Here is a 20001-nt window from a genome sequence, read left to right on the forward strand (position 1 = left end):
ACTGCCCTCCGGGGCTGTCTCGGCGAAAGCCTTCTCCAGTGCCGCGGTCGTGGACGCCGCGACCGGGCCGGCGGTGGCCGCGTCCGCGCCGTCGTACACGGAGGCCAGGTAGGTGCCGGCACCCCCGGCAGCCAGAGCGTCGGCCAGTCCGGCCGGGAGGGCGCGGGTCCTGCGGTGGCGCCCTGACCTCGTGTTCACGTCTCGTGCTCCTTCTTTCCTCGGCCGAGAGGTGCGACCTGTCCGGGCCTTCCCGCAGTCCGTAGCCAGGGGAAGAGGAAGAAGACGGCTGTCCCGTTCCCTCGCCGGGACAGCCGTCTTCGTTCGGTGGTTCGCGTGGTGTGTGGGGGGTGACGCTCCTACGGATGCCGGACGGCGGTCCTGTCCGCCTTTCTGCGCGGTTTCCAGCCCGGCTTCGGGATGGAGGCGATGAGGCCCTGGGTGTAGGGATCCCGGGGATCTCCCAGGACGGTCGTGACGGAACCGTGTTCGACGACTCTTCCCTCCTTCATCACCAGGACGTCGTCGCTGATGTGACGGACGGCGCCGAGGTCGTGTGTGATGAACAGCAGGGCGGTGCCGGTGTCCGCCCGGATACGGGCGAGCAGAGCCAGGATCTGCGCCTGGATGGACACGTCCAGGGCCGCGATGGCCTCGTCCAGGATCAGTAGACGCGGCTCGGCGGCCAAAGCGCGGGCGATGGCGACGCGTTGGCGCTGGCCGCCGGAGAGTGCCTTCGGCAGGGAGCGTGCCTGCCGGCCGTCCAGGCCCACCATGTCGAGGAGTTCGGCCGTGCGGGCGCGGAGCCGGTCCGCGGACAGGTCCTTGTGCAGCGCGACCGCCTCGGCGACGGCTTCCCCGACGCGCTGGCGCCTGTCGAGGGACGAATAGGGGTCCTGAAACACCATCTGGATCCGCCGGCCGCGGGCGCGGCGCTCGCGTGCCCGCGGCCGACCGGTGCCACGCTCGTCGCCGGCGACGACGATGTGTCCGCCGCTGGGCGACTCCAGCCCCGCGATCATGCGGGCTGTGGTCGTCTTGCCCGATCCCGACTCGCCGACGATCGCCAGGGAACCCCGCTCCAGGAGCGAGAACGTCACGTCGTCCACGGCGACGAAGTCACCGAACTCCTTGCGAAGGCCGCGTACCTCAAGCATGGTTGTCGGTCTCCTCGGGCGAGGGCGTGTGGGGGAAGTGGCAGGCCGCAGTGGTGTCGCCGGCGGGGGACGGTTCCGGCCGGTCGTCGCGACACAGGTCCTGGACGCGGGGACATCGTTCGCCGAACGCGCATCCACCGGGGACCTCGAAGCCGGACAGGGGCCTGCCGGGGATCGCGCGGAGTTCCGCGGCGGTGTCGGAGACCGGAGGGCGGGAGGCGAGCAGAGCGCGTGTGTAGGGGTGGGAGGCGCCCCCGCGCAGCCGACTCGCGGGGAGTTCCTCCACTGTCGTGCCCGCGTACATCACCACGACCCGGTCGCACACGGCGGCTGCGAGTTCCAGGTCGTGGGTGATGAACAGCAGGGCGACCCCCCGGGTTTCGCGGGCCTCGCCGATGATGGCCATCACCTCCTCCTGGGTGGTCACGTCGAGGGCGGTGGTCGGCTCGTCGGCGAGGAGCAGGCGTGGTTCGGCGGCCAGCGCGGCGGCGATCATGACCCGCTGGAGCAGGCCGCCCGACAGTTCGTGGGGCCGTTGCCGCATGCGCCGTTCGGCGTCGGCGATGCCGACTTCCCGCAGGATCCCCGTGACCTTCTTCACCGCCTCCGCGGCCGGGGCACGGCGCGCGGTGGTCAGTCCTTCGATCAGGAAGTCACCGACGCTGCGGGCGGGGTTGATGTGGGCGCGGGGGTCCTGGAACACCATGGCGACCTCGGTCGCGCGGAAGGCGCGTAGGCGCTCGGGCCCCATGCGCGGGACCGACTCGCCGGCGAACAGCACGTCTCCGCGGATCTCGGCGTTCCCGGGCAGGAGTCCCAGGACGGAGCGGGCGGTCAAGGACTTGCCGGATCCGGATTCGCCGACCAGGGCGACGGCGGCACCTTCGGGGACGGTGACGTCGGCGCGGTGGACGACGGTGCGGGGTGTCCCGTCGAGGGGGAGATCGACGCCGAGCGCGTCGATCCGGAGGAGGGGTGGTGTGCTCATGCGTTCTCTCCGAGCAGACGTCGTGACAGTCCCGTCCCCAGCAGGTTGAACGCGACGACGACGATCAGGATGGCCATACCCGCGTACAGCGACTGCTGCGGCTGGCCGGCGAGGATGGAGGGGGCGCCGTTGGACACCATCAGCCCCCACTCCGGGTCCGGCGGCTGGCTGCCGAGTCCGAGGAAGGAAATCGCTGCCACGTCAAGGAGGGCGTATCCGAAGCCGATGGTGGCCTGGACGAGGATGAGCGGCAGCAGATTCGGCAGCAGGTGCCGCAGCCAGACGCGGGCGGCGGGCGCGCCGAGGAGTTGGAGCGCCGACACGTAGGGCAGGTTACGTTCCTTGATCGCGGCCGAGCGTACGACGCGGGTGATCAGGGGCAGGTAGGCGATCGACAGGGCGACGATCGGCGCGGTCAGTCCGGCGCCGAAGACCGCGGCGACGAGGACGGCCATGATGAGCCCCGGGAAGCCGAAGACGATGTCGAGGGCGCCGGAGACGAACCGGTCGGTCCATCCTCCGAACCAGGCCGCAGTCATCGCGAGGAGGGTGCCGAGTGTGGTGGACACGGCAATGACGACAGCGGGGGCGGCGAGGCTGGCACGGGTTCCGGCAATCAGCCGGGACAGCAGGTCGCGTCCGGTGTCGTCCGTCCCGAGGAGGTGGGCGGCGGACGGTCCGGCGTTCACGTTCAGCGGATCGACGGCATTCGGGTCGTGCGGGGCGAGCAGCGGCCCGAGCACGGCGAGCAGGACGAACAGGGCGACGACGCATCCCGCACCGAGCGTCAGGTGGTCGCGCGGGCGTCCGCTGCGTCCCTTCGACGCGGTGCGGATGGACAGGGCGGTGGTCATCGGACCCCTTTCTGCGCGCTACGGGGGTCGAGGGCGGCACTGACCAGGTCGACGGTGGTGTTGAGGACGACGAAGACCACCACGAAGATCAGTGACACGGCCTGCACGACGGCCATGTCCTGCTTGGACGCGGCCTCGATCATGAGGGCTCCGAGCCCTCCGGTGCCGAACGCCTGCTCGGCGACGGCCGCGGTGGCGATGAGTCCGGCGATGCCGACGCCGGAGACGGCGAAGACCGGGCCGGAGGCGTTGTGCAACACATGCCGCCTGATCACCGTCCGCTCGGGGACGCCTCGGCTGCGGGCGGTCTCCACGTGCTCGGAGCGCATCTCCGCGCGGACGGCGGTCCGGGTCACCTGGGCGACGTAGCCGATCCAGGTCAGCGCGAGGGCGACGGCCGGCAGCGTCAGGTGCGTCAGGGTGCCGGTGAAGCCCTCGCCGGAGCCGTAGACGGGGAACCACGGGAGCTGGACGGCGAAGAGCCAGATGAGCAGAACCGCCATGACGAAGGTCGGTACCGCCATCGCACCTGCCGTCACGGTCGTCACCAGGGTTTCCGTACGGCCGCCGCGCAGGGCGGCGACGGTGCCGAGGGCGGTGCCGACGGCGAGGACGAGGACGGCGGCGTAGGCGACGAGGGCGAGGGTGTCGCCGGCACGGGCGCCGATGAGTCCGGCGACGGAGTCGCGGTAGACGAGGGACTTGCCGAAATCTCCCTGCACGCAGTTGCTCAGCCAGTGCCAGTAGCCCTGGAGGAACGGGTCGTCCAGGTGGTACTCGCGGTGGATCTGCGCCAGTACGGCGGGGTCGGGGTCGCGGCTGCCGCCGACGAGCAGCGTGGCGGGGTCTCCGGGGGTGAGGAACATGGCGCCGTAGATGGCGAGGCTGGAGACGAACACGGTCAGGACGAGCATGCCGAGGCGGGTGGCGACGAAGTGGAGGCTCATTTCGTGCCGCTCCCTTCATGGCGCCGTTCGGTGGCCGGGGGACGCACTGCCGGGCTGATGGGCGGCGTGCTGGGGAGGTGTCGCAGAGGGAGCATGGGCCCTCCAGGGTGCGGGGGCTATTCGCCGCTTTCGGGCAGGACGGTCAGACACAGGCGGGAGGGGCGGGCGGAGCCGGTGTGGAGCTTCTGCAGGCTCGCCTTGGGGGTGGTCGTCAGCCACGGGCTCTCCATGGAGCCGGAGTTGGGCAGGTGGTTGGGGAAGTCGCTGCCGGCAATCATCAGCGCGAGGCGGTAACCCGGGCGCACCCGGTAACCGGTGTGCCCCAAGGCGATCCTCACCTCACCCGGCCCGTCCACCTGGGCGCAGCCGCGCACGATCAGGCGCGCCGTACCGTTCGGAGCCAGGTCGAGGAGACGGACGAACACGTCGAACGTGGGCGCCGTGCTCTCCACATGCAGCACCGCGTGGACGGGGCCGGCGAGGTCGAGCGGCTGGTCGGAGGCAGGGCCGGTGAACACGAGGACGTCGTCCCGGTCGAGCGTGCGGCGCTCGTCGACGTGGTCGCGCAACTGCAGGAAGGTGTCGGCTGCGGCGGACGGCACGAGGTCGTCGGGATCGTACCGCCACTCCGCCGATTCGGGGGCGTCGCTGGGGCTCGGGGCCAGCTTCCCTCCGGGAGTCGTTCCGGTCGCCGCGGCCGGCTCCGTCAAGTACAGCTCGACGGCCTCGGCTTCCAGCGGCGGCCATACGGCGGAGGTGCGCCAACCCACATGGCCGAGCTTCCAGCGCACCCGGGGCAGCGAGTCTGGCTGCGCGGTGCCCTTCAGGAAGACGTCGAAGAACTCGATCGCTGGGCCGGTGTAGAAGTCCAGCATGCGTTCGAGAGCGGCGGCGTCGGCCAGGTGATCGGTCTCGGGAGTGGCCGGGGCGTCTTCGAGGAAGTAGTTCTCGTGGTCGATCGTGTCGGCGATCAGGTACTGGACGGCCGCCCAGCCGGGGCGGGTGGCGAGCTCCGTGTAGTCGCGCATGTGGGCGATGCCGAGGTTGTCGAACCAGCCCACGCAGTGCAGCACCGGCACGGGACGGGCGTCGTAGGGGTGCGGGCCGTTGTACGGGGCGAGGGGGATGCCTCCGACGATGAGGTCGAAGCCGGCCGAGCGCTTCCCGATCGCGGCGAACGCCTCCTCGTAGGCGGCGGCGACCGGGCGCCTGGTGAGATCGACGTCGAACTCGTAGGTGTCGTTGTCCACCCACACCTGCGCCTGGTAGGTGGTCCCCTCCAGCCACAGGGGCTGCCGACCGGACCCGGAGTCGTAGGTGGCGATGCCGGGGGCGTTCGAGGTGGAGGTCACACGGGGCACGATGGCGCGCAGCGCGGGGTGCTGGCTGGAGACGGCGGACCACTGGGTGAACCCGTAGTAGGAGTCACCGAACATGCCCACGATCCCGTCGGACCAGGACTGACGGGTGATCCACTCGAGGGTGTCGTAACCGTCGTCGACCTCCCCGGTCCAACCCAACGTCCGGCCCTCCGAACGGAACTTGCCCCGGACGTCCTGGACCACCACGACGTAGCCGCAGGCCGTGAACCTCTCCGCGATCTTGTCGAAGAAGACGTACCGGCTGTTCTTGTCATAAGGGACCCGGGCCAGCACGGTCGGCGCGGGTTCTCCCGGGACGGCTCCGTACACGTCGGTGGCCAGGAGTACCCCGTCCCTCATGCGCACCATGTGTTGCCGCGCGTGCGAGGGAACGCGTTCTGGTGTGACGCGCTGAACGCCAGGGCTCACAGAAGCCTCCACGAAGGAAAATGCTGGAAAAACATTGTGATATAACAGCGTTGCATTTACGCGGGTTCGACGTCAACCCCCTCTGCGCTAGGTTGCTGCCATGCCGATCGATGTCGATGAAGAACAGCGCCGCCAGGCGATCGCCCGGGCGACCCTCGCGGTCGCGGCGCGCGACGGAGCACGTGCCATCACCATTCGCGCCGTGGCCAAGGAGCTCGGTGGGTCCACGGCGATGGTCACGAACTACATGCCCACCCGCACAGCGCTGATCACCAACGCCGTGAAAGCCGCCGAATCCCGCTGGCGGACGGACCTGGAAGCACACCTGGACGACTTGAGCGGGGCGGACCGACTGCGCGCCACGGTGGAATGGCACCTCAGCACCGAGCCCGAAGACCGGCTGCTGCGCACCCTCTGGGTCGAGATGCTCTCGTCGGCACACACCGAACCCCACGGGGTTGACCGCCGCGAACCGCTCGAAGCGCGCCAGGAGTTCCTCGACGCGTCCATCGCCGCAGGCGTGCCCGACGCCGACCTCGCCGCGGACGTCCTGTCCCTGCTTACCCGCGGCTACTACGTCTCCACCCTGGAGGAGCCGGTCTACTGGACGGCGGAGCGGGCCAGCCGCGTCGCCAGAGCCGTGATGGACGCCCTCATCGACACCTGAAGCAGACCTCTCGGCCAGGAGCTCGACCGGCAAACCGCTCAACGGTCATCGCGACGGATGGCTTCATGAACCGGGAGAGGGGGACCGGGGCACCACGCACGGAAGAACACCTCCAGGCTGCGAGTGCGACACGACACCGAGTGACCGCGGTCGGCCTCCCCCGGCCCGGCACCCCGCCCAGGGCGAGCCACAACCGGCCGATCCGCCTCACGGACAGCGCTTCAACCCCACCCCACCCCATGGCGTGCTGGCCAGGGGTTGACATCGCAAGCAGCGGAAGCGCACTCTGACGCCGTAATAAAACGCCGTTTCATAACGGTGCGGCGCACGGCGCCACCGCCGGTCGGACTCAGCTCACCGACGCCGTCCGCCTCCTCCTCCCCCTTCTCGTACCGCCCGCGCCGCGCCGCCGGCGAGCAGGCCCTTCCGAAGAGGTGTTCCTTGGGTAAGCACGAACCGTCCGCCCCCCTGTGGCAGCGTTCCGCCACCGACCTGGCCGAGGCCATTCGCACCCGCGAGGTCTCCTCGGAGGAACTCGTACGGTCCTGTTTGGACCGCATCGAAGAGACCAATCCCCGACTGAACGCGCTGGTGGACGTCCGGCCGGAGGAGGCGCTCGCCGCCGCCCGGCGCGCCGACGCGGCGGTGGCCGCGGGCGACGAGCTGCGACCGCTGCACGGGATCCCGGTGTCCATCAAGATCAATACCGATCAGGAGGGATACGCCACCAGCAACGGAGTGGCCGCCCTGGCGGACAAAAAGGCCACCGGCGACGCGGCGTGCGTCACCGCGCTCCGTGAAGCAGGCGCAGTTCCGCTCGGCCGTTCCAACTCGCCGGGTTTCTCGTTCCGCTGGTTCTCCACCAACGAGCTGTACGGCCGCACGCTCAACCCGTGGGACGCGGACCGCACGCCCGGTGGCTCCAGCGGCGGATCAGCCAGCAGCCTGGCCGCAGGCATGACGCCGATCGCCCAGGGCAACGACATCGGCGGCTCGATCCGCTTCCCCGCGGCCTGCTGCGGTGTGGTCGGTGTGCGGCCCACGGTGGGCCGCGTCTCCGACTACGGACCACCGGCCTTCGCCGACACCCCTGGCGGGCCGGTGGAACTCGATTTCCCGCCCACCGTTCACTACTGCGCCGTACAGGGGCCGCTGGCCCGCAACGTGGCCGACGCGCGCCTGGCGCTGCACGCGATGAGCACACCTGACGTGCGGATGCCGCAGGGCGTCCCGGCGTTCCCCGCTCCGGCGCGGCCCGCCGGCCACCAGATCGCCGTCACCGTGGTGCGCGGCAACGCCGACGTCAAGAACCACCCGGCCGTCGACCGGGCCCTGGACGCGGCCGTGGCCCGCTTGGTGGACGCCGGCTACGTCGTCGAGGAAGTGAGCCGGCTGTCCCTGCTTACCGAGGCCTCGCGACTGTGGGCACTGCTGATCACCGAGGACATCCGCCTCCTCCTGCCGGTCGTGCAGCAGCTGGGCGACGAGGCGATACGCACCGCGCTGGAGGGCCACTTCGCGTACGCCGCCGAGGTGTGCGGCGAGCGCCCCTCCCTGGAGACCTACATCAACGGCTGGGCGCGACGCGCCACCCTGATCACCCGGCTACAGGAACTCCTCGGCAGGCAGCGGCTGCTGCTCACGCCGGTCTGCGCCGAGCTCCCCTTCGAACAGGACGCAGACCAGACGGGGCCCGAACGCACCCGCGAGCTGTTCTCCGCCATGTGGCCGATGACCTCGGTCCCGGTCCTTGGTTTCCCCGCCGTCACCCTGCCCGTCGCCCTGGAGGACGGTCTGCCGGTGGGAGTGCAGCTCATCGGCGGCCGTTTCGAGGAGGACCTCATCCTCGAGGCAGCCCAGGCCATCGAGGACCGCACGCCGGCGATCCGGACGTGGGACCAAGAAGCCTGACACCACCGGGAGTCGGCACGGCCTGCGGCCGACGTGATGCCGCCCTCGGATGCCGGCGCGCCTTCGGCCTTGTGGCAGCTGTCCCGCCGGGTGAGCCCGGCGGGACAGCGTATGAGTGGGCCCGGGCCCCAGTCGCACACGCAGCGCCCGATCCAGCGACTGGTTACGTGTGCGGAACCGGCCGAGGACACGCGGATCGGTTCGACGAGCGCGACTTCGTCATCGTCGACGGCTCCCTGATCCCACCGATCGCATCGCAGCAGACGAGCCGTACTACCCGGTCAGCGCGAGGGCGTACGACATTTCTCGCTTCTCCAGGCCGGCGGGGAAGGAAGTGCTGACGCCGTGGATGGCATCGGCGACCACCACCGACGCCTTCAACTGCCAGTCGGCCAGGCTGTCGAGCAGGCCGAGCGCGAGACGCCACTCCTCCTGGTGGACGACGCCGTCGGGGACTCCGGCCCGGCGGCAGCGGTCCGGTTCGTCCGTCCACGACCTGGCAGTTCGCCCGCTTGCCGACCGCTCCGCAGTACTTACGGGCCACCCCGGCCTAGGTGATCGGCTCCCTGCACCGCCGGCACCGGGCCGAGGAGTTCAAGAAGTTCCTGATCAAACTCGACCAGGAGATACCGGCGGACCTGGACGTGCACCTGGTGCTGGACAACTACGCCACTCACAAGACCCCGGCCATCAAGACCTGGCTGCTGGCCCACCCACGCTTCCACCTGCACTTCACGCCCACCGGCTCGTCCTGGCTCAACCTGGTCGAGCGGTGGTTCGCCGAGCTGACCAACAAGCAGATACGGCGAGACGTCCACAGAAGCGTCCAGGCACTGGAGAAGGACATCCGCACCTGGATCGCCGCCTGGAACACCGACCCCAAGCCCTACGTCTGGACGAAGACCGCCGACGAGATACTCGAACGCCTCGCCAACTATCTGAACAGAATTCCTGACTCAAAAGACTAGTGCGCGACTGTGACCAGCCCTTTCGTATGGCTCCCAAGCTTGCATGTAATGGTTGTAGTGCCTCGCAGAATTACATCAGTGTGTCTGCATGCCTGCTTCGATACTCGGTGCCCCGAGCTGTCTGTCCCTGCGGCACAAGGTGACCCCCGGCCGTGCGCAACTGTCGTTCCCCTGCGGGAGGGATGCACGGTGACCGGTCGCCGGGGGACCCCTGCTGGATCGCCCATCCTTGAGATGGCCCGCCGCGCGGCCGAGCATCGCGCGCAGGGCCGTCACACCGTCGACCTCACGCTCGGTGAGCCAGATTTCACCCCGCCCGGTCATGTCATAGCCGCGGCTCAAGAGGCGGCTGGCCGTGTGCTGGGCTACAGCCCCGCCAACGGCTTGCCCGCACTGCGCCGGGCCGTGCGGAACGCGGTGAAGCGGGATCGCGGACTGGAGTACGCGGACACCCAGGTGGCGGTGGGGTGCGGCGCAAAGCAAGTCATATTCAACGCGTTCTTCGCCACTCTGCTGCCGGGGGACGAGGTGATCGTCCCGGCGCCGTACTGGGCTAGCTACCCCGCCATGATCCGCCTGTGCGGTGGTCTGCCCGTGGTCGCCGATTGCCCGGCCGCGTCCAGCTTCCGCCTCACGCCGCAAGCACTGCGGGCGGCCATCACCGAACGGACGCGCTGGGTGGTGCTGAACGCCCCCGGCAATCCCTCCGGCGCCACCTACAGCCATGATGAACTGGCGGCCCTTGCAGAGGTGCTGCGGCGAAACCCAACTGTCATGGTCCTGTCCGGTGAGATTTACGCCCACATCCGCTACGACGATCGGGAGTACGTCGGCCTCGCGCAGGTCGCACCGGACCTGCGGGAGCGGATCCTGCTCGTCGACGGCGTCTCCAAGGCGTATGCGATGACCGGCTGGCGCATCGGCTGGGGACTGGGCCCGTCCGACCTCGTGCGCGCCATCACCGCCGTACAGACGCAGAACTGCACGCAGACGGCGGCCGTGAGCCATTTGGCGACCGTCGCCGCGCTGGAGGGGCCTCATGGAATCCTCGTGGAGCGGCAGGCGACCTACCGCTGCCGCCGTGATGCCGCGCTGGCGATCCTGCGCCAGAGCCCGCACCTGGACACGATGGTGCCCGACGGCGCGTTCTACCTCTTCCCACGCCTTGCGACCGGTGACGACCTCGCGGTGGCGGACGCGCTCCTGGAAGCGGGCTGCGCAACGGTGCCGGGCAGCGCCTTCGGCGCGCCGGGTCATCCGCGGCTCTCCTTCGCCACCGACATCACCACGCTGAAATGGGGCTGCCGCACTGTCGTCGATGTCCTTGACGAGGTCGCCTCGTGATCGCACTGACACTCAAGGCCCTGATACCCGTCGTTCTGCTGATCGGGCTCGGCCTCGTCGTCAAGCGGTGGATGATCCAGGGCGAGAGCTTCTGGTCCGGGGCCGAGAGTCTCGGTTACCGGGTGCTGTTGCCGGCACTGTTCCTGCACGGCCTCGCGACGGCCGATACCCATGACCTTCCGGTGAGAAGGCTGACGGCTGTCCTGGTCGCTTCCACCCTGGTGGTCGCCGCACTGGTCATCGCCCTGAGGCCCCTGATGCGGGTGCCCGCCGACGGCTTCACCTCGGTCTTCCAGGGCAGCATCCGATTCAACAACTACATCGGCGTGACCATCGCCTCCGGCCTGTACGGCACGCAGGGCGTGGCTATGGCCGCGGTCTGCAACGCGGCGATCGTGCCCACGGTCAACGTGCTGTGCGTGCTGGTCTTCGCCCGGTTCGGCGAGGCCCGCCCGACCCTGACAGGCATCATCCGGCAGATGGTGACCAACCCGCTCATCCTCGCCTGCGTGGCAGGCGGCCTCCTCCAGGCCCTGGACCTGGGTCTGCCACCGGGAATCAAGCCGGCACTGCAGTCGTTGGGAGCCGCTTCGATGCCGCTGGGACTGCTGTGCATCGGCGCCGCGCTGCGCTTTGGCCAGGCACGCGCATGGACGGGCCCGATCCTCACGTCCACGACCATGAAGTTCGTCGTCATGCCGGCCGTGACCTTCCTGCTGGCCCGGCCACTTGGCCTCGGGGCGCCGGCACTGCTCGTCGCCGTGCTCTTCCAGGCCTTGCCCACGGCATCGTCGTCATACATCATGGCCCGACAGCTCGGCGGGGATGCACCGATGATGGCCGGCATCACCGCGACACAGACCCTCATGGGCATCGCCGCCGTCCCGCTCGTCGCGGCCCTCGTCCCCACCTGACCACCGGAGTCCTCGGGCCTGCGACCGTTGTCAGCCCTGCTTCATACGGTGGCGGCGGACCGCATCCGTGTTGGCGCAGCGAGCACTGCAGTAGGCGCGGCGACCATTGCGGCTGGTGTCAACGAAAGCCGTCCGGCACGAGTCCAACGCGCACACCCCCAGCCGCCGGCCCTCCGCCTCCATGGCGAAGATGGCCAGCCCTCCCGCGGTCACGGCCCGCACACGGCTCTGCACGTCCTCGCCGTCCGGCGCGAAGTGCAGATGCGGGCGTAACCCGTCGTGCGTAGTCAGATAGACCCTTCCGGCACCGTCGGCGAGCAGGGCATTGACTGTCTCACACCGTTCGTCCTGCGAGGCAGCCTCGAAAACAGGCCGCAAGCGCCGCGACCACACCCTGATCTCCTCACCCGCCGAACCAGTCACACGAGCACGCCGAATCGCATGGCGCTCAAGAACCTGCTCCAACGCCTCAGCCCGCCAGGAACCGTCGGCCTCAAGATTCACCAACGACACAGCCAAGCGGACACCGACCATGTTGTCATGCTCAAACTTCACTCACCCATTGCAGCACGGCCGTTATGCGTCCCTCCGTGATCAGCTGCACTGAGCAGGCGAAGACCCTGATCCAGAAGTCGAGGAATCGTCGAACGACGTCGTCAACCCCTACACCGGCTGCGTGATCCGCTGCACCTCCTGCTGCACCAGCTTCGTCGTGCGCCAGTTCGATCGATCTATCAAGGAGTGGGGCGACTACCTGTATGTGGGGAAGAACGCGGTCGGGCTCGCCACAAGTAACTGACAAAAATGCCGCAGGACTTGCGCCGGGGCACGATACTGATCAACTCGGTCACCGGTCCTACCAGGGCCACAAGACGAAGTACCGACCCCCGGCATCCTGCAGAAAACCGGGCCTGGTCCGCATCCTCAGCAAGTCACCCGTCGTCGCCCGCGTCATTGACCCGCTCACCAGCTTGTCCCGCGCCGAGGTCGGCGTGAGCGTGACCACCACCGACGACAAGGTCAGCCGCTGGCTGGGGGTCCGCGCCCCACTCACATCCAGCTGCCTGCGTACTCTCGCCGAACTCAATGACGGCGGCAACCTGATCTACGTGCTCGTCGGCCCTCTCCTGCCCCACTTCGCCACCCAGCCGGAATTCCTCGACCATCTCCTCGAGCAGCTCGTCGACGTGGGCATCACCGATGTGTTCATGGAACACATCAACCTCAAGCGGGTACATCCGCGATCGCATGGACCAGGTTTTCGCCTACGAGCCCGAAGACGTCCGCGAGGCGTATTTTCAGGTGCGGACGATGGAGCACCGCGAACAGCTTGATGCGATCGCGGCGGGCTGCTGGACAAGCACAGGCTGCGGCTGTGCTTCGAGGAGGTCGTTCACCACGACGACAACGATGCCCTGCGGCAGAGGCTTGCGTCCGAGCAGTGACCCCGACTGCGCCGGGTCAGAGGTACGTCAGGCGGTGAGGCCGGACGGGCGGTGCATCGTCAACGCAGCGAACCCGCTGGTCAGATCATCGTGCGTCAGCCGTCGGGGGCCGGCCGGACGAGACCGCTCTGGTAGGCGATCACGACCAGTTGCGCCCGGTCGCGTGCGTGGAGTTTGGTCATCGCGCGGGAGACGTGGCTGCGCACGGTCAGGGGGCTGAGGACCAGCTGGTCGGCGATCTCGTGGTTCGACTTGCCCAGCGCGGCCAGCGCCATGACCTCGCGTTCGCGTTCGGTGAGCAGGGTGAGGCGTTCCGGCGCGGTGAGGGACACGTGGTCGGCCGGGGTGGCCAGGAAGCGGGTGATCAGGGCACGGGTGGCCGTGGGTGAGAGCAGGGAGTCGCCCGCGGCCACGGTGCGGATGCCTGCCAGGAGGACGTCGGCTCCGACGTCCTTGCCGAGGAATCCGCTCGCCCCGGACCGCAGGGCCATGGCGACGTTCTCGTCGTTCTCGAAGGTGGTGAGGATCAGGACCCGGGTGCTCGACAGTTCGGTCCGGGCGCAGATGTCGGCCGTGGCGGCCAGCCCGTCGGCGCCGGGCATGCGGATGTCCATGAGGACGACGTCGGGGCGGTGCTCGAGGGTCAGTAGCACGGCCTGCTGACCGTCGGCGGCCTCCGCCACGACGGTCATGTCGGGGTCGGAGTCGATGAGGATGCGGAAGGTGGCCCGGAGCAGCGCCTGGTCGTCGGCGAGCAGAACGCGGATGGTCATGAGGTGCTCTTCTCGGAGCGGGGAAGGGGAAGCGTGCAGGCGACTTCGAAACCGCCTTCGGGCCGCGGGCCGGCGTGGAAGGTTCCGCCCGCCGACAAGGCGCGTTCGCGCATGCCGAGCAGTCCGTAGCCACGGCTGCGGCCGGGGAAGCCGGCAGCGGCCGCAGGGTGTGTGCCGGCTTCGTTGGTGATGGTCAGCGTCAGGTCGTGAGGGGTGTACTCCAGCCGGACCCGTGCGGAGGGTGTGGCGGCGTGCTTGGTGATGTTGGTGAGTGCTTCCTGGACGATCCGGTAGGCCGTGAGGTCCAGGCCGGGTGGGAGCGGTCGTGGCCGGCCGGCGCGGGTGACCGAGACGTCCAGGCCGGCTGACGCGCAGGTTTCGACGAGCTGTGGCAGTTGTTTCAGGCCCGGTGCGGGAGCCAGTTCCCGGGAGTCGGTGTCCTGGCGCAGCAGGCCGACGGTGGCCTTGAGCTCGCGGAGGGCCGAGGCGGTCACTTCCGGCAGTTTCTCGATCATGGCGATGGCCTGGTCGGGGTGGCTCCGGGCCAGATGGGCGGCGGTGCCGGCCTGGGCGTTGGCGAGCGCGAGGTGGTGGGCGACCACGTCGTGCAGTTCGCGGGCGATACGCATGCGTTCCTGGATCACCCGTCGGCGCGTCTCTTCCTCCCGCTCCTGGGCGGCATGTTCGGCGCGGGCAACGGCGTACTCGCGGCGCACGCGCACGTAGCTGCCGAAGGAGGCGACCATCAGGACCCAGGCTGCCGGGTTGACCAGGCCGATGATCCACTGGTGCGGGGAGTCGGTGGCGATGAAGCCGGTGAGCGCGATCCCGGCCGTGGCCGCGGCGGCGCTGTACCAGGTGGTCCTGCGATCGGGACGCAGGCTCACGGTGTACTGCGCGAGCAGCATCGGGCCCATGAGCAGCGGCGTCATGAGGTGTCCCAGGAACCCCTCGGCCATGATGCACACCGTGGTCACCAGCAGTACGGCAAGAGGGCGGCCGTGGCGGCGCAGCAAGGCGGCGCAGGCGGCGGCGGACAGCACGAAGCCGGGCCACAGGACGGGCGGCTCCTGGGACGCGACCGCTCGGGTGAGGAAGACACCGCCCACCGCGAAGGCGAGCAGCAGGCTCGTGGTCACCGCGTGGGCCGTGTGGGGGTGCTCGGCGGCTCGGTGCTTCCATCGTTCAGTCATCGTCGTACTCCGAGGTGGGACCAGCCGGTTCAGGGTGACAGACGCGCCGCGGCGCCGCTGCACGGCGTCTCGGCGCGTCCTGGGACCGGCTTCGTGTCAGACGGTGCGGGCCGGCTCCCGCGTGCGAGCCTCGGCTCCCGTCGCAGCGGATGCCTGCGTCCGGGAAGTGAGTGCGGAGCCCTCGACGTCGACTCGGGGCAGTGCCTTGTCGAGCCACCGGGGCAGCCACCACGCCTTGTCGCCCAGCAGGGCGAGTACGGCGGGCACCAGGGCCATGCGGACGACGAAGGCGTCGAAGAGGACCGCGACGGCGAGGCCGAACCCGATCGTCTTGATCATGGACTCTCCGGACCCGATGAAGCCGGAGAACACCGCCATCATGATCACGGCCGCGGCGACGACCACGCGGGCGCTGTGCCGGAAGCCGCTCACCACGGCCTGGCCCGGGCTCTCACCGTGGACGTACGCCTCGCGCACGCGGGCCACGAGGAAGACCTCGTAGTCCATGGCCAGGCCGAACACGATGCCCACCAGGAAGATCGGCATGAGGCTCATGATCGGGCCGGTCTGCTCCACGCCCAGCAGTTCGGCGCCCCAGCCCCACTGGAAGACCGCGACGACCGTACCGAGCGAGGCGAGTACCGACAGCAGGAATCCGAGAGCCGCCTTGAGGGGCACGAGAATCGAGCGGAAGACCACCAGGAGCAGCAGCAGGGACAGCAGCACAATGACGGCCAGGTAGGGCACCAGGGCGTCCCGAAGGGCCTGTGCGACGTCGATGTTCATCGCGGTGCTGCCGGTGACCTCGAACGTCGCGCCGGTGTCCGCCTCCAGACCGGGACGCTCCGCCCGGATGGTCTGAACGATGTTCTTCGTGGCTTCCTCGTTCGGGCCGGTCGCCGGCACCGCGGAGAAGAGTGCGGCGTCCCCGGCCTCGTTGAACCGCGGGGGCGTGACGGACGCGACGCCTTCGGTGTCCTCGATCTGTTCGGCCATCGTCGCCGCGGCCGCCTGCGGGTCCGCGGCTCCCCTGACGTCGGCGACGATGGTCAGCGGTCCGTTGAAACCCGCACCGAAGCCGTCGGCCAACGCGTCGTATGCGCGTCGCTCCGTCGTCGACGTGGGCTTCGCCTCATCGCCGGGCATGCCCATCTCCAGCTGGGCGGCGGGCAGTGCCAGGGCTCCCAGACCGGCCACACCCAGCACAAGGACCGCCACGGGCCGCCTCATCACAAGCCGCGCCCACCGGGTCCCCCAACTGCCGGCGGTCCCGGAGCGGCGTCCGGCGCCGCCGTCCCGCTTGCCGGGCTTGCGGACCTTGCGGGACAGGACGGCGTTCGGCCACATCCCGAGCAGCGCGGGCACCAGGGTCAGGGCGACCAGGACGCCGACGGCGACCGCTCCGGCGGCGCACAGGCCCATCTTGGTCAGCATCGGCACGCCGACCACGGACAGGCCGGCGAGCGCGATGATCACGGTCAGGCCGGCGAAGACCACGGCGGAACCGGCCGTGCCGACCGCGAGGCCCGCCGCTTCCCGCGGGTCGTGGCCGTTCGCGCGCTCTTCGCGGTAGCGGGAGACGACGAAGAGGGCGTAGTCGATGCCGACCGCGAGTCCGAGCATCGAGGCGAGCGTGCCGGTGGTCATGGACAGCCCCAGGGCGCTGCCGAGAGCGAGGATCGCGCACATGCTGACACCGACGCCGATGACGGCGGTCAGCAACGGCAGCCCGGCCGCGGCCAGGGAGCCGAAGGTGACCAGCAGGACCACGGCGGCCAGAGCGATGCCGATCGCCTCGGCCGAACCCCCCGCGGCCGGCTGCGAGGCGAGAGCGGTGCCGCCCACCTCCACCGTGAGACCCGAGTCGCGGGCCTCCTCGATGGCCTTTTCGAGGCCGTCCTTGCTGGCGTCGGTCAGGTCGTCAGCCTTGACCTTGTAGGTAACCGTAGCGTACGCGGTCGAGGCGTCCTTGCTGACCGCGTGGGCCTTGAAAGGGTCGACGGCGCTGTCCACCTGCGTACCCTCGGCGACCGTGGACACCAGCTCGCCGATGGCGGCCTGGTTCTCCTCGGCCGTCACCTTCTCCCCGCCGGGGGCGATGAAGACGATGCGGGCGTCGGCGCCGTTGGCGTCCGAGCCGGGGAATCGCTCACCGATGAGGTCGAACGCCTTCTGGGCCTCGATGCCGGGCATGAACGACGTGCCGTCGTCACCGGCGGCCGGGGCCTTGGCGGCGCCGAGGCCGACACCGCCGAGGACCATCACCCACAACAAGGTCACGAGCCAGCGCCGTCGGAAGGCGGTTCGGCCCAGTCGGTACAGGAAGGCAGCCACGAGAAAGGTCTCTCCAAAGTGGGATTTCAGGTAGGCACCAAGGCTGTCCTTCCAGGTGCTGCCGGAGCATCGTGCCGGTGCCGTGACCCGGTCCTCGTGGCCATGCAGCAGGCAAGGGGCCGTCCTCGTACGAGACGAGGACGCCGTTCTCCTACCTGAGGATGACCGTGGAGCGAAGAAGATCGGCCACGGCACCTCTTCGGGGGCGGCAGCCGGGCCCGGCCGACGGGCCCGTCAGCGCTCGACGAAGGCATCGGCGTTCAGTCCTCCGCTCCGTCGCCCTCGTCGTCCAGCCCGAGGGCGTCCGGTCGCACAGCGGTCACAGGCCGCCGACCGGGAGAGATGGGGTGGAGCTGTAACGGCCCAGCACTCTCAGCGGCTCGGGGCGCAGCTGGCCGCGCACGTCGTGGCGGCGCTGGTCGACGTCGCCCCGGCCGAGCGAGGTCGTGCGGCCGAGGGCGGGTCGTTCACGGCGTCGGAGCCTGGACTACTCGTCGAGGTGCTGGCGGGGACGACGAGGCATGCAGTGGTCACCGTGACGCGTGTGCGGTGAGCTGCCGCGGGCGGGTCAGGAGGAATAGTCGGCCTTCAGCTCGGCGGGGGACCGCGGGTCCCAGCGCACGAACTCCTCGCTTCGGCGTGGGCGTGGGCACGCCAGCCTGAGCTGGGGCTCCGTTATCCACGAACGTGCGGACACTTCGTTACGCTGCGGCCGTGATCGAGCCCTCCCCGCCGTCAGGCGACCCCTCCGAGCTACACCTGCGCATCTCCACGACGACGGACTCTGAGACACTCCCAGGCCGACACGCTGGAGTGCTGGAACTTGGCCATCCTGTACCGCCGACGCGTCCATGGTGAACATCACGAGCCGGTCAGCTCCAGCGGGTGTGCGACTGCTGATTGCTCCTGCCACTGCGCTATTTGCTGAATACCCCGAAAGTGCCTTTGGAACTGCCCACGGTGCTCGAGATGTGGGCGGCCGCAGGCAGCTTCGACCGACAGAGCCGGTCAGGACCGCAGGGAACGCCCGATGATCTCCTTCATGATTTCGGTCGTGCCGGCGTAGAGAGTGCCGGCGCGAGCGTCGAGGAAGTCACGGGCTACGTCGTACTCGCGCATGAAGCCGTAACCCCCGTGCAGTTGCAGACAGCGGGTGACGACACGCTGCTGGAGCTCGGTGGTCCACCATTTGGCCATGGCGGCGTCGACGTCGCTAAGTCGCCCGGCGACGAGTTCGGCGGCGCAGTGGTCCAGGAAGACCCGTGCGACGCGCACCTCGGTGGCGAGCTCGGCGAGCACGAACCGGTTGGCCTGGAAGTCCGCGACGGGACGGCCGAACGCGGTGCGCTCCCCGGTGTGTTCCAGGGTGTTCTCCAGCGTCCGTTCCATGGAGGCGACCGCTGTGGCGGCGACACTCAGGCGTTCCTGCGGGAGGTTGTGCATGAGGTACTCGAAGCCACGGCCTTCCTCGCCCAGCAGATTGGCGGCGGGTACGCGTACGTCGGTGAAGGACAACTCGGCGGTGTCCTGGGCGTGCAGGCCGATCTTCTCCAACTTCCGGCCGCGTTCGAAGCCGGGCATGCCGCGCTCCAGGACCAGCAGGCTGATGCCCTTGCGGCCGGCGGCGGGGTCGGTGCGGACGGCGGTGACGACCAGGTCGGCGAGGATGCCGTTGCTGATGAAGGTCTTGGCCCCGTTGACGACGTAGTCGTCGCCGTCGCGCACCGCTGTGGTGCGCACGGCCTTGAGGTCGCTGCCCGCCCCGGGCTCGGTCATGGCGATGGCCGACACCTTCGTACCGGCGCACAGACCGGGCAGCCAGCGCTGCTTCTGCTCCTCTGTGGCGAGGGTGTTGAGGTAGGGCGCCACCAGGTCGTTGAAGCCGCTCAGGTTCATTGTCACGGCGGCGGCTCCGGCGCGGCACAGCTCTTCGATGACGATGAGGTTGTACCGGAAGTCCGCGGTGCCGCCACCTCCGTGGCGCTCGTCCACGTCGAGGCCGAGAAGGCCGACGGCGCCGGCCTTCTCGTACAGCGTGCGGTCGACGGCGCCGGCCTGTTCCCAGGCGGGCAGGTGGGGCTGGACTTCCTTGGTGACGAAGTCACGGACCATCGTCCGGAAGTCGCGGTGTTCGGTTTCGAAAAGGGCGCGGTCCACGGGGATGTCCTTGTACGAAGGGCTGGCCGGACCTGCCGGCTCGGGACGAGGCGAGGGGCGTCGGATCACGGGGCGTGGGTCACGCGTAATGGCGGTAGATGGCCTGGGCGACGCAGGCGGGCTTGTCGGCGCCCTCGATCTCCACGGCGAAGGTGATCCGCATCTCGGCACCGTTGCCGCGGACCTCCTCGACGGCGTCGACCGCGCCGTGCAGACGGATTTTGGCGCCTACCCGCACGGGGTGCGGGAAGCGGACCTTGTCCAGGCCGTAGTTGATGCTCATGGAGGTGCCTTCGATGGCGAGGAGCTCGTTGAAGAGGGGGATGATCAGGGAGAGGGTGAGGTAGCCGTGGGCGATGGTGCCGCCGAAGGGGCCGGTGGCGGCGCGGTCGGGGTCGGTGTGGATCCACTGGTGGTCGCCGGTGGCGTCAGCGAAGGTGTTCACCCTTTCCTGGGTGATCTCCTGCCAGTCGGTGCGGCCGAGGTCGGTGCCGGCGAGGGCCTTGATCTCGTCGAGTCCCGTGGCGGTGCGCAGGGCGGTCATGACGGTTCCTTTCAGGAG

General features: G+C 69.4%; 16 protein-coding genes and 2 pseudogenes. 6 read left to right on the plus strand and 12 right to left on the minus strand.

Annotated elements, in window-relative coordinates; all coding sequences use genetic code 11:
- Positions 1-356: 356 nt before the first annotated feature.
- The 5 genes from QC283_RS08575 to QC283_RS08595 form a co-directional block, all read right to left on the minus strand.
- Entirely contained in the window at positions 357-1154 is a 798-nt protein-coding gene (locus tag QC283_RS08575) for an ABC transporter ATP-binding protein (protein ID WP_279560757.1), read from the minus strand.
- Complete coding sequence (locus tag QC283_RS08580; protein ID WP_279560758.1) at positions 1147-2142, minus strand: ABC transporter ATP-binding protein; 996 nt, start codon at positions 2140-2142, stop codon at positions 1147-1149. The genes QC283_RS08575 and QC283_RS08580 overlap by 8 nt, the downstream gene beginning before the upstream one ends.
- Positions 2139-2996 carry an ABC transporter permease gene (locus QC283_RS08585; protein ID WP_107477648.1) on the minus strand — a complete coding sequence of 286 codons (858 nt, stop codon included), beginning with the start codon at positions 2994-2996 and terminating at the stop codon, positions 2139-2141. The genes QC283_RS08580 and QC283_RS08585 overlap by 4 nt, the downstream gene beginning before the upstream one ends.
- On the minus strand, positions 2993-3943 hold the full coding sequence (locus tag QC283_RS08590; RefSeq protein WP_279560759.1) for an ABC transporter permease: 951 nt from the start codon (positions 3941-3943) through the stop codon (positions 2993-2995). The genes QC283_RS08585 and QC283_RS08590 overlap by 4 nt, the downstream gene beginning before the upstream one ends.
- A 116-nt stretch (positions 3944-4059) precedes the next feature.
- Positions 4060-5664 carry a CocE/NonD family hydrolase gene (locus tag QC283_RS08595; RefSeq protein ID WP_279560760.1) on the minus strand — a complete coding sequence of 535 codons (1605 nt, stop codon included), beginning with the start codon at positions 5662-5664 and terminating at the stop codon, positions 4060-4062.
- A 169-nt stretch (positions 5665-5833) separates the two neighbouring features.
- Here QC283_RS08595 and QC283_RS08600 point away from each other — a divergent pair, with 169 nt between their 5' ends.
- Positions 5834-6400, plus strand: a complete 567-nt coding sequence (locus tag QC283_RS08600; protein ID WP_279560761.1) for a TetR/AcrR family transcriptional regulator — start codon at positions 5834-5836, stop codon at positions 6398-6400.
- Between the two features lie 441 nt (positions 6401-6841).
- Positions 6842-8311 carry an amidase gene (locus QC283_RS08605; RefSeq protein WP_279560762.1) on the plus strand — a complete coding sequence of 490 codons (1470 nt, stop codon included), beginning with the start codon at positions 6842-6844 and terminating at the stop codon, positions 8309-8311.
- 273 nt (positions 8312-8584) lie between these two features.
- Here QC283_RS08605 and QC283_RS08610 read toward each other — a convergent pair.
- Positions 8585-8806, minus strand: a pseudogene (locus QC283_RS08610) (transposase); the annotation flags it as partial.
- 59 nt (positions 8807-8865) lie between these two features.
- Here QC283_RS08610 and QC283_RS08615 point away from each other — a divergent pair.
- The 3 genes and pseudogenes from QC283_RS08615 to QC283_RS08625 form a co-directional block, all read left to right on the plus strand.
- Positions 8866-9279 (plus strand): annotated as a pseudogene (locus QC283_RS08615) (transposase); the annotation flags it as partial.
- Between the two features lie 234 nt (positions 9280-9513).
- Positions 9514-10623 (plus strand): pyridoxal phosphate-dependent aminotransferase, encoded by a 1110-nt coding sequence (locus tag QC283_RS08620; protein ID WP_279560763.1) that lies wholly within the window; start codon positions 9514-9516, stop codon positions 10621-10623.
- Positions 10620-11537 (plus strand): AEC family transporter, encoded by a 918-nt coding sequence (locus QC283_RS08625; RefSeq protein ID WP_279560764.1) that lies wholly within the window; start codon positions 10620-10622, stop codon positions 11535-11537. The genes QC283_RS08620 and QC283_RS08625 overlap by 4 nt, the downstream gene beginning before the upstream one ends.
- Before the next feature lie 30 nt (positions 11538-11567).
- Here the strand turns inward: QC283_RS08625 and QC283_RS08630 are convergent, their stop codons facing one another.
- On the minus strand, positions 11568-12092 hold the full coding sequence (locus QC283_RS08630) for a CGNR zinc finger domain-containing protein (RefSeq protein WP_279560765.1): 525 nt from the start codon (positions 12090-12092) through the stop codon (positions 11568-11570).
- A 443-nt stretch (positions 12093-12535) separates the two neighbouring features.
- Between QC283_RS08630 and QC283_RS08635 the strand changes: the two genes are divergently transcribed.
- A complete protein-coding gene (locus tag QC283_RS08635) occupies positions 12536-12871 on the plus strand; it encodes a hypothetical protein (RefSeq protein WP_279560766.1) in 336 nt (111 codons plus the stop codon).
- A gap of 206 nt (positions 12872-13077) precedes the next feature.
- Here the strand turns inward: QC283_RS08635 and QC283_RS08640 are convergent, their stop codons facing one another.
- The 5 genes from QC283_RS08640 to QC283_RS08660 form a co-directional block, all read right to left on the minus strand.
- A complete protein-coding gene (locus tag QC283_RS08640; protein ID WP_279560767.1) occupies positions 13078-13755 on the minus strand; it encodes a response regulator transcription factor in 678 nt (225 codons plus the stop codon).
- Positions 13752-14948, minus strand: coding sequence for a sensor histidine kinase (locus QC283_RS08645; RefSeq protein ID WP_279560768.1), 1197 nt, complete (start codon positions 14946-14948; stop codon positions 13752-13754). The genes QC283_RS08640 and QC283_RS08645 overlap by 4 nt, the downstream gene beginning before the upstream one ends.
- Before the next feature lie 96 nt (positions 14949-15044).
- Positions 15045-17282, minus strand: coding sequence for an MMPL family transporter (locus tag QC283_RS08650; protein WP_279560769.1), 2238 nt, complete (start codon positions 17280-17282; stop codon positions 15045-15047).
- Positions 17283-18290: 1008 nt separating this feature from the next.
- Positions 18291-19439 carry an acyl-CoA dehydrogenase family protein gene (locus QC283_RS08655; protein WP_279560770.1) on the minus strand — a complete coding sequence of 383 codons (1149 nt, stop codon included), beginning with the start codon at positions 19437-19439 and terminating at the stop codon, positions 18291-18293.
- A 79-nt stretch (positions 19440-19518) separates the two neighbouring features.
- Entirely contained in the window at positions 19519-19983 is a 465-nt protein-coding gene (locus tag QC283_RS08660) for a MaoC family dehydratase (protein WP_279560771.1), read from the minus strand.
- Positions 19984-20001 lie beyond the last annotated feature (18 nt).

It is taken from the genome of Streptomyces sp. DH41 (assembly GCF_029813785.1).
In the GTDB taxonomy this organism is placed as follows: Bacteria; Actinomycetota; Actinomycetes; order Streptomycetales; family Streptomycetaceae; genus Streptomyces.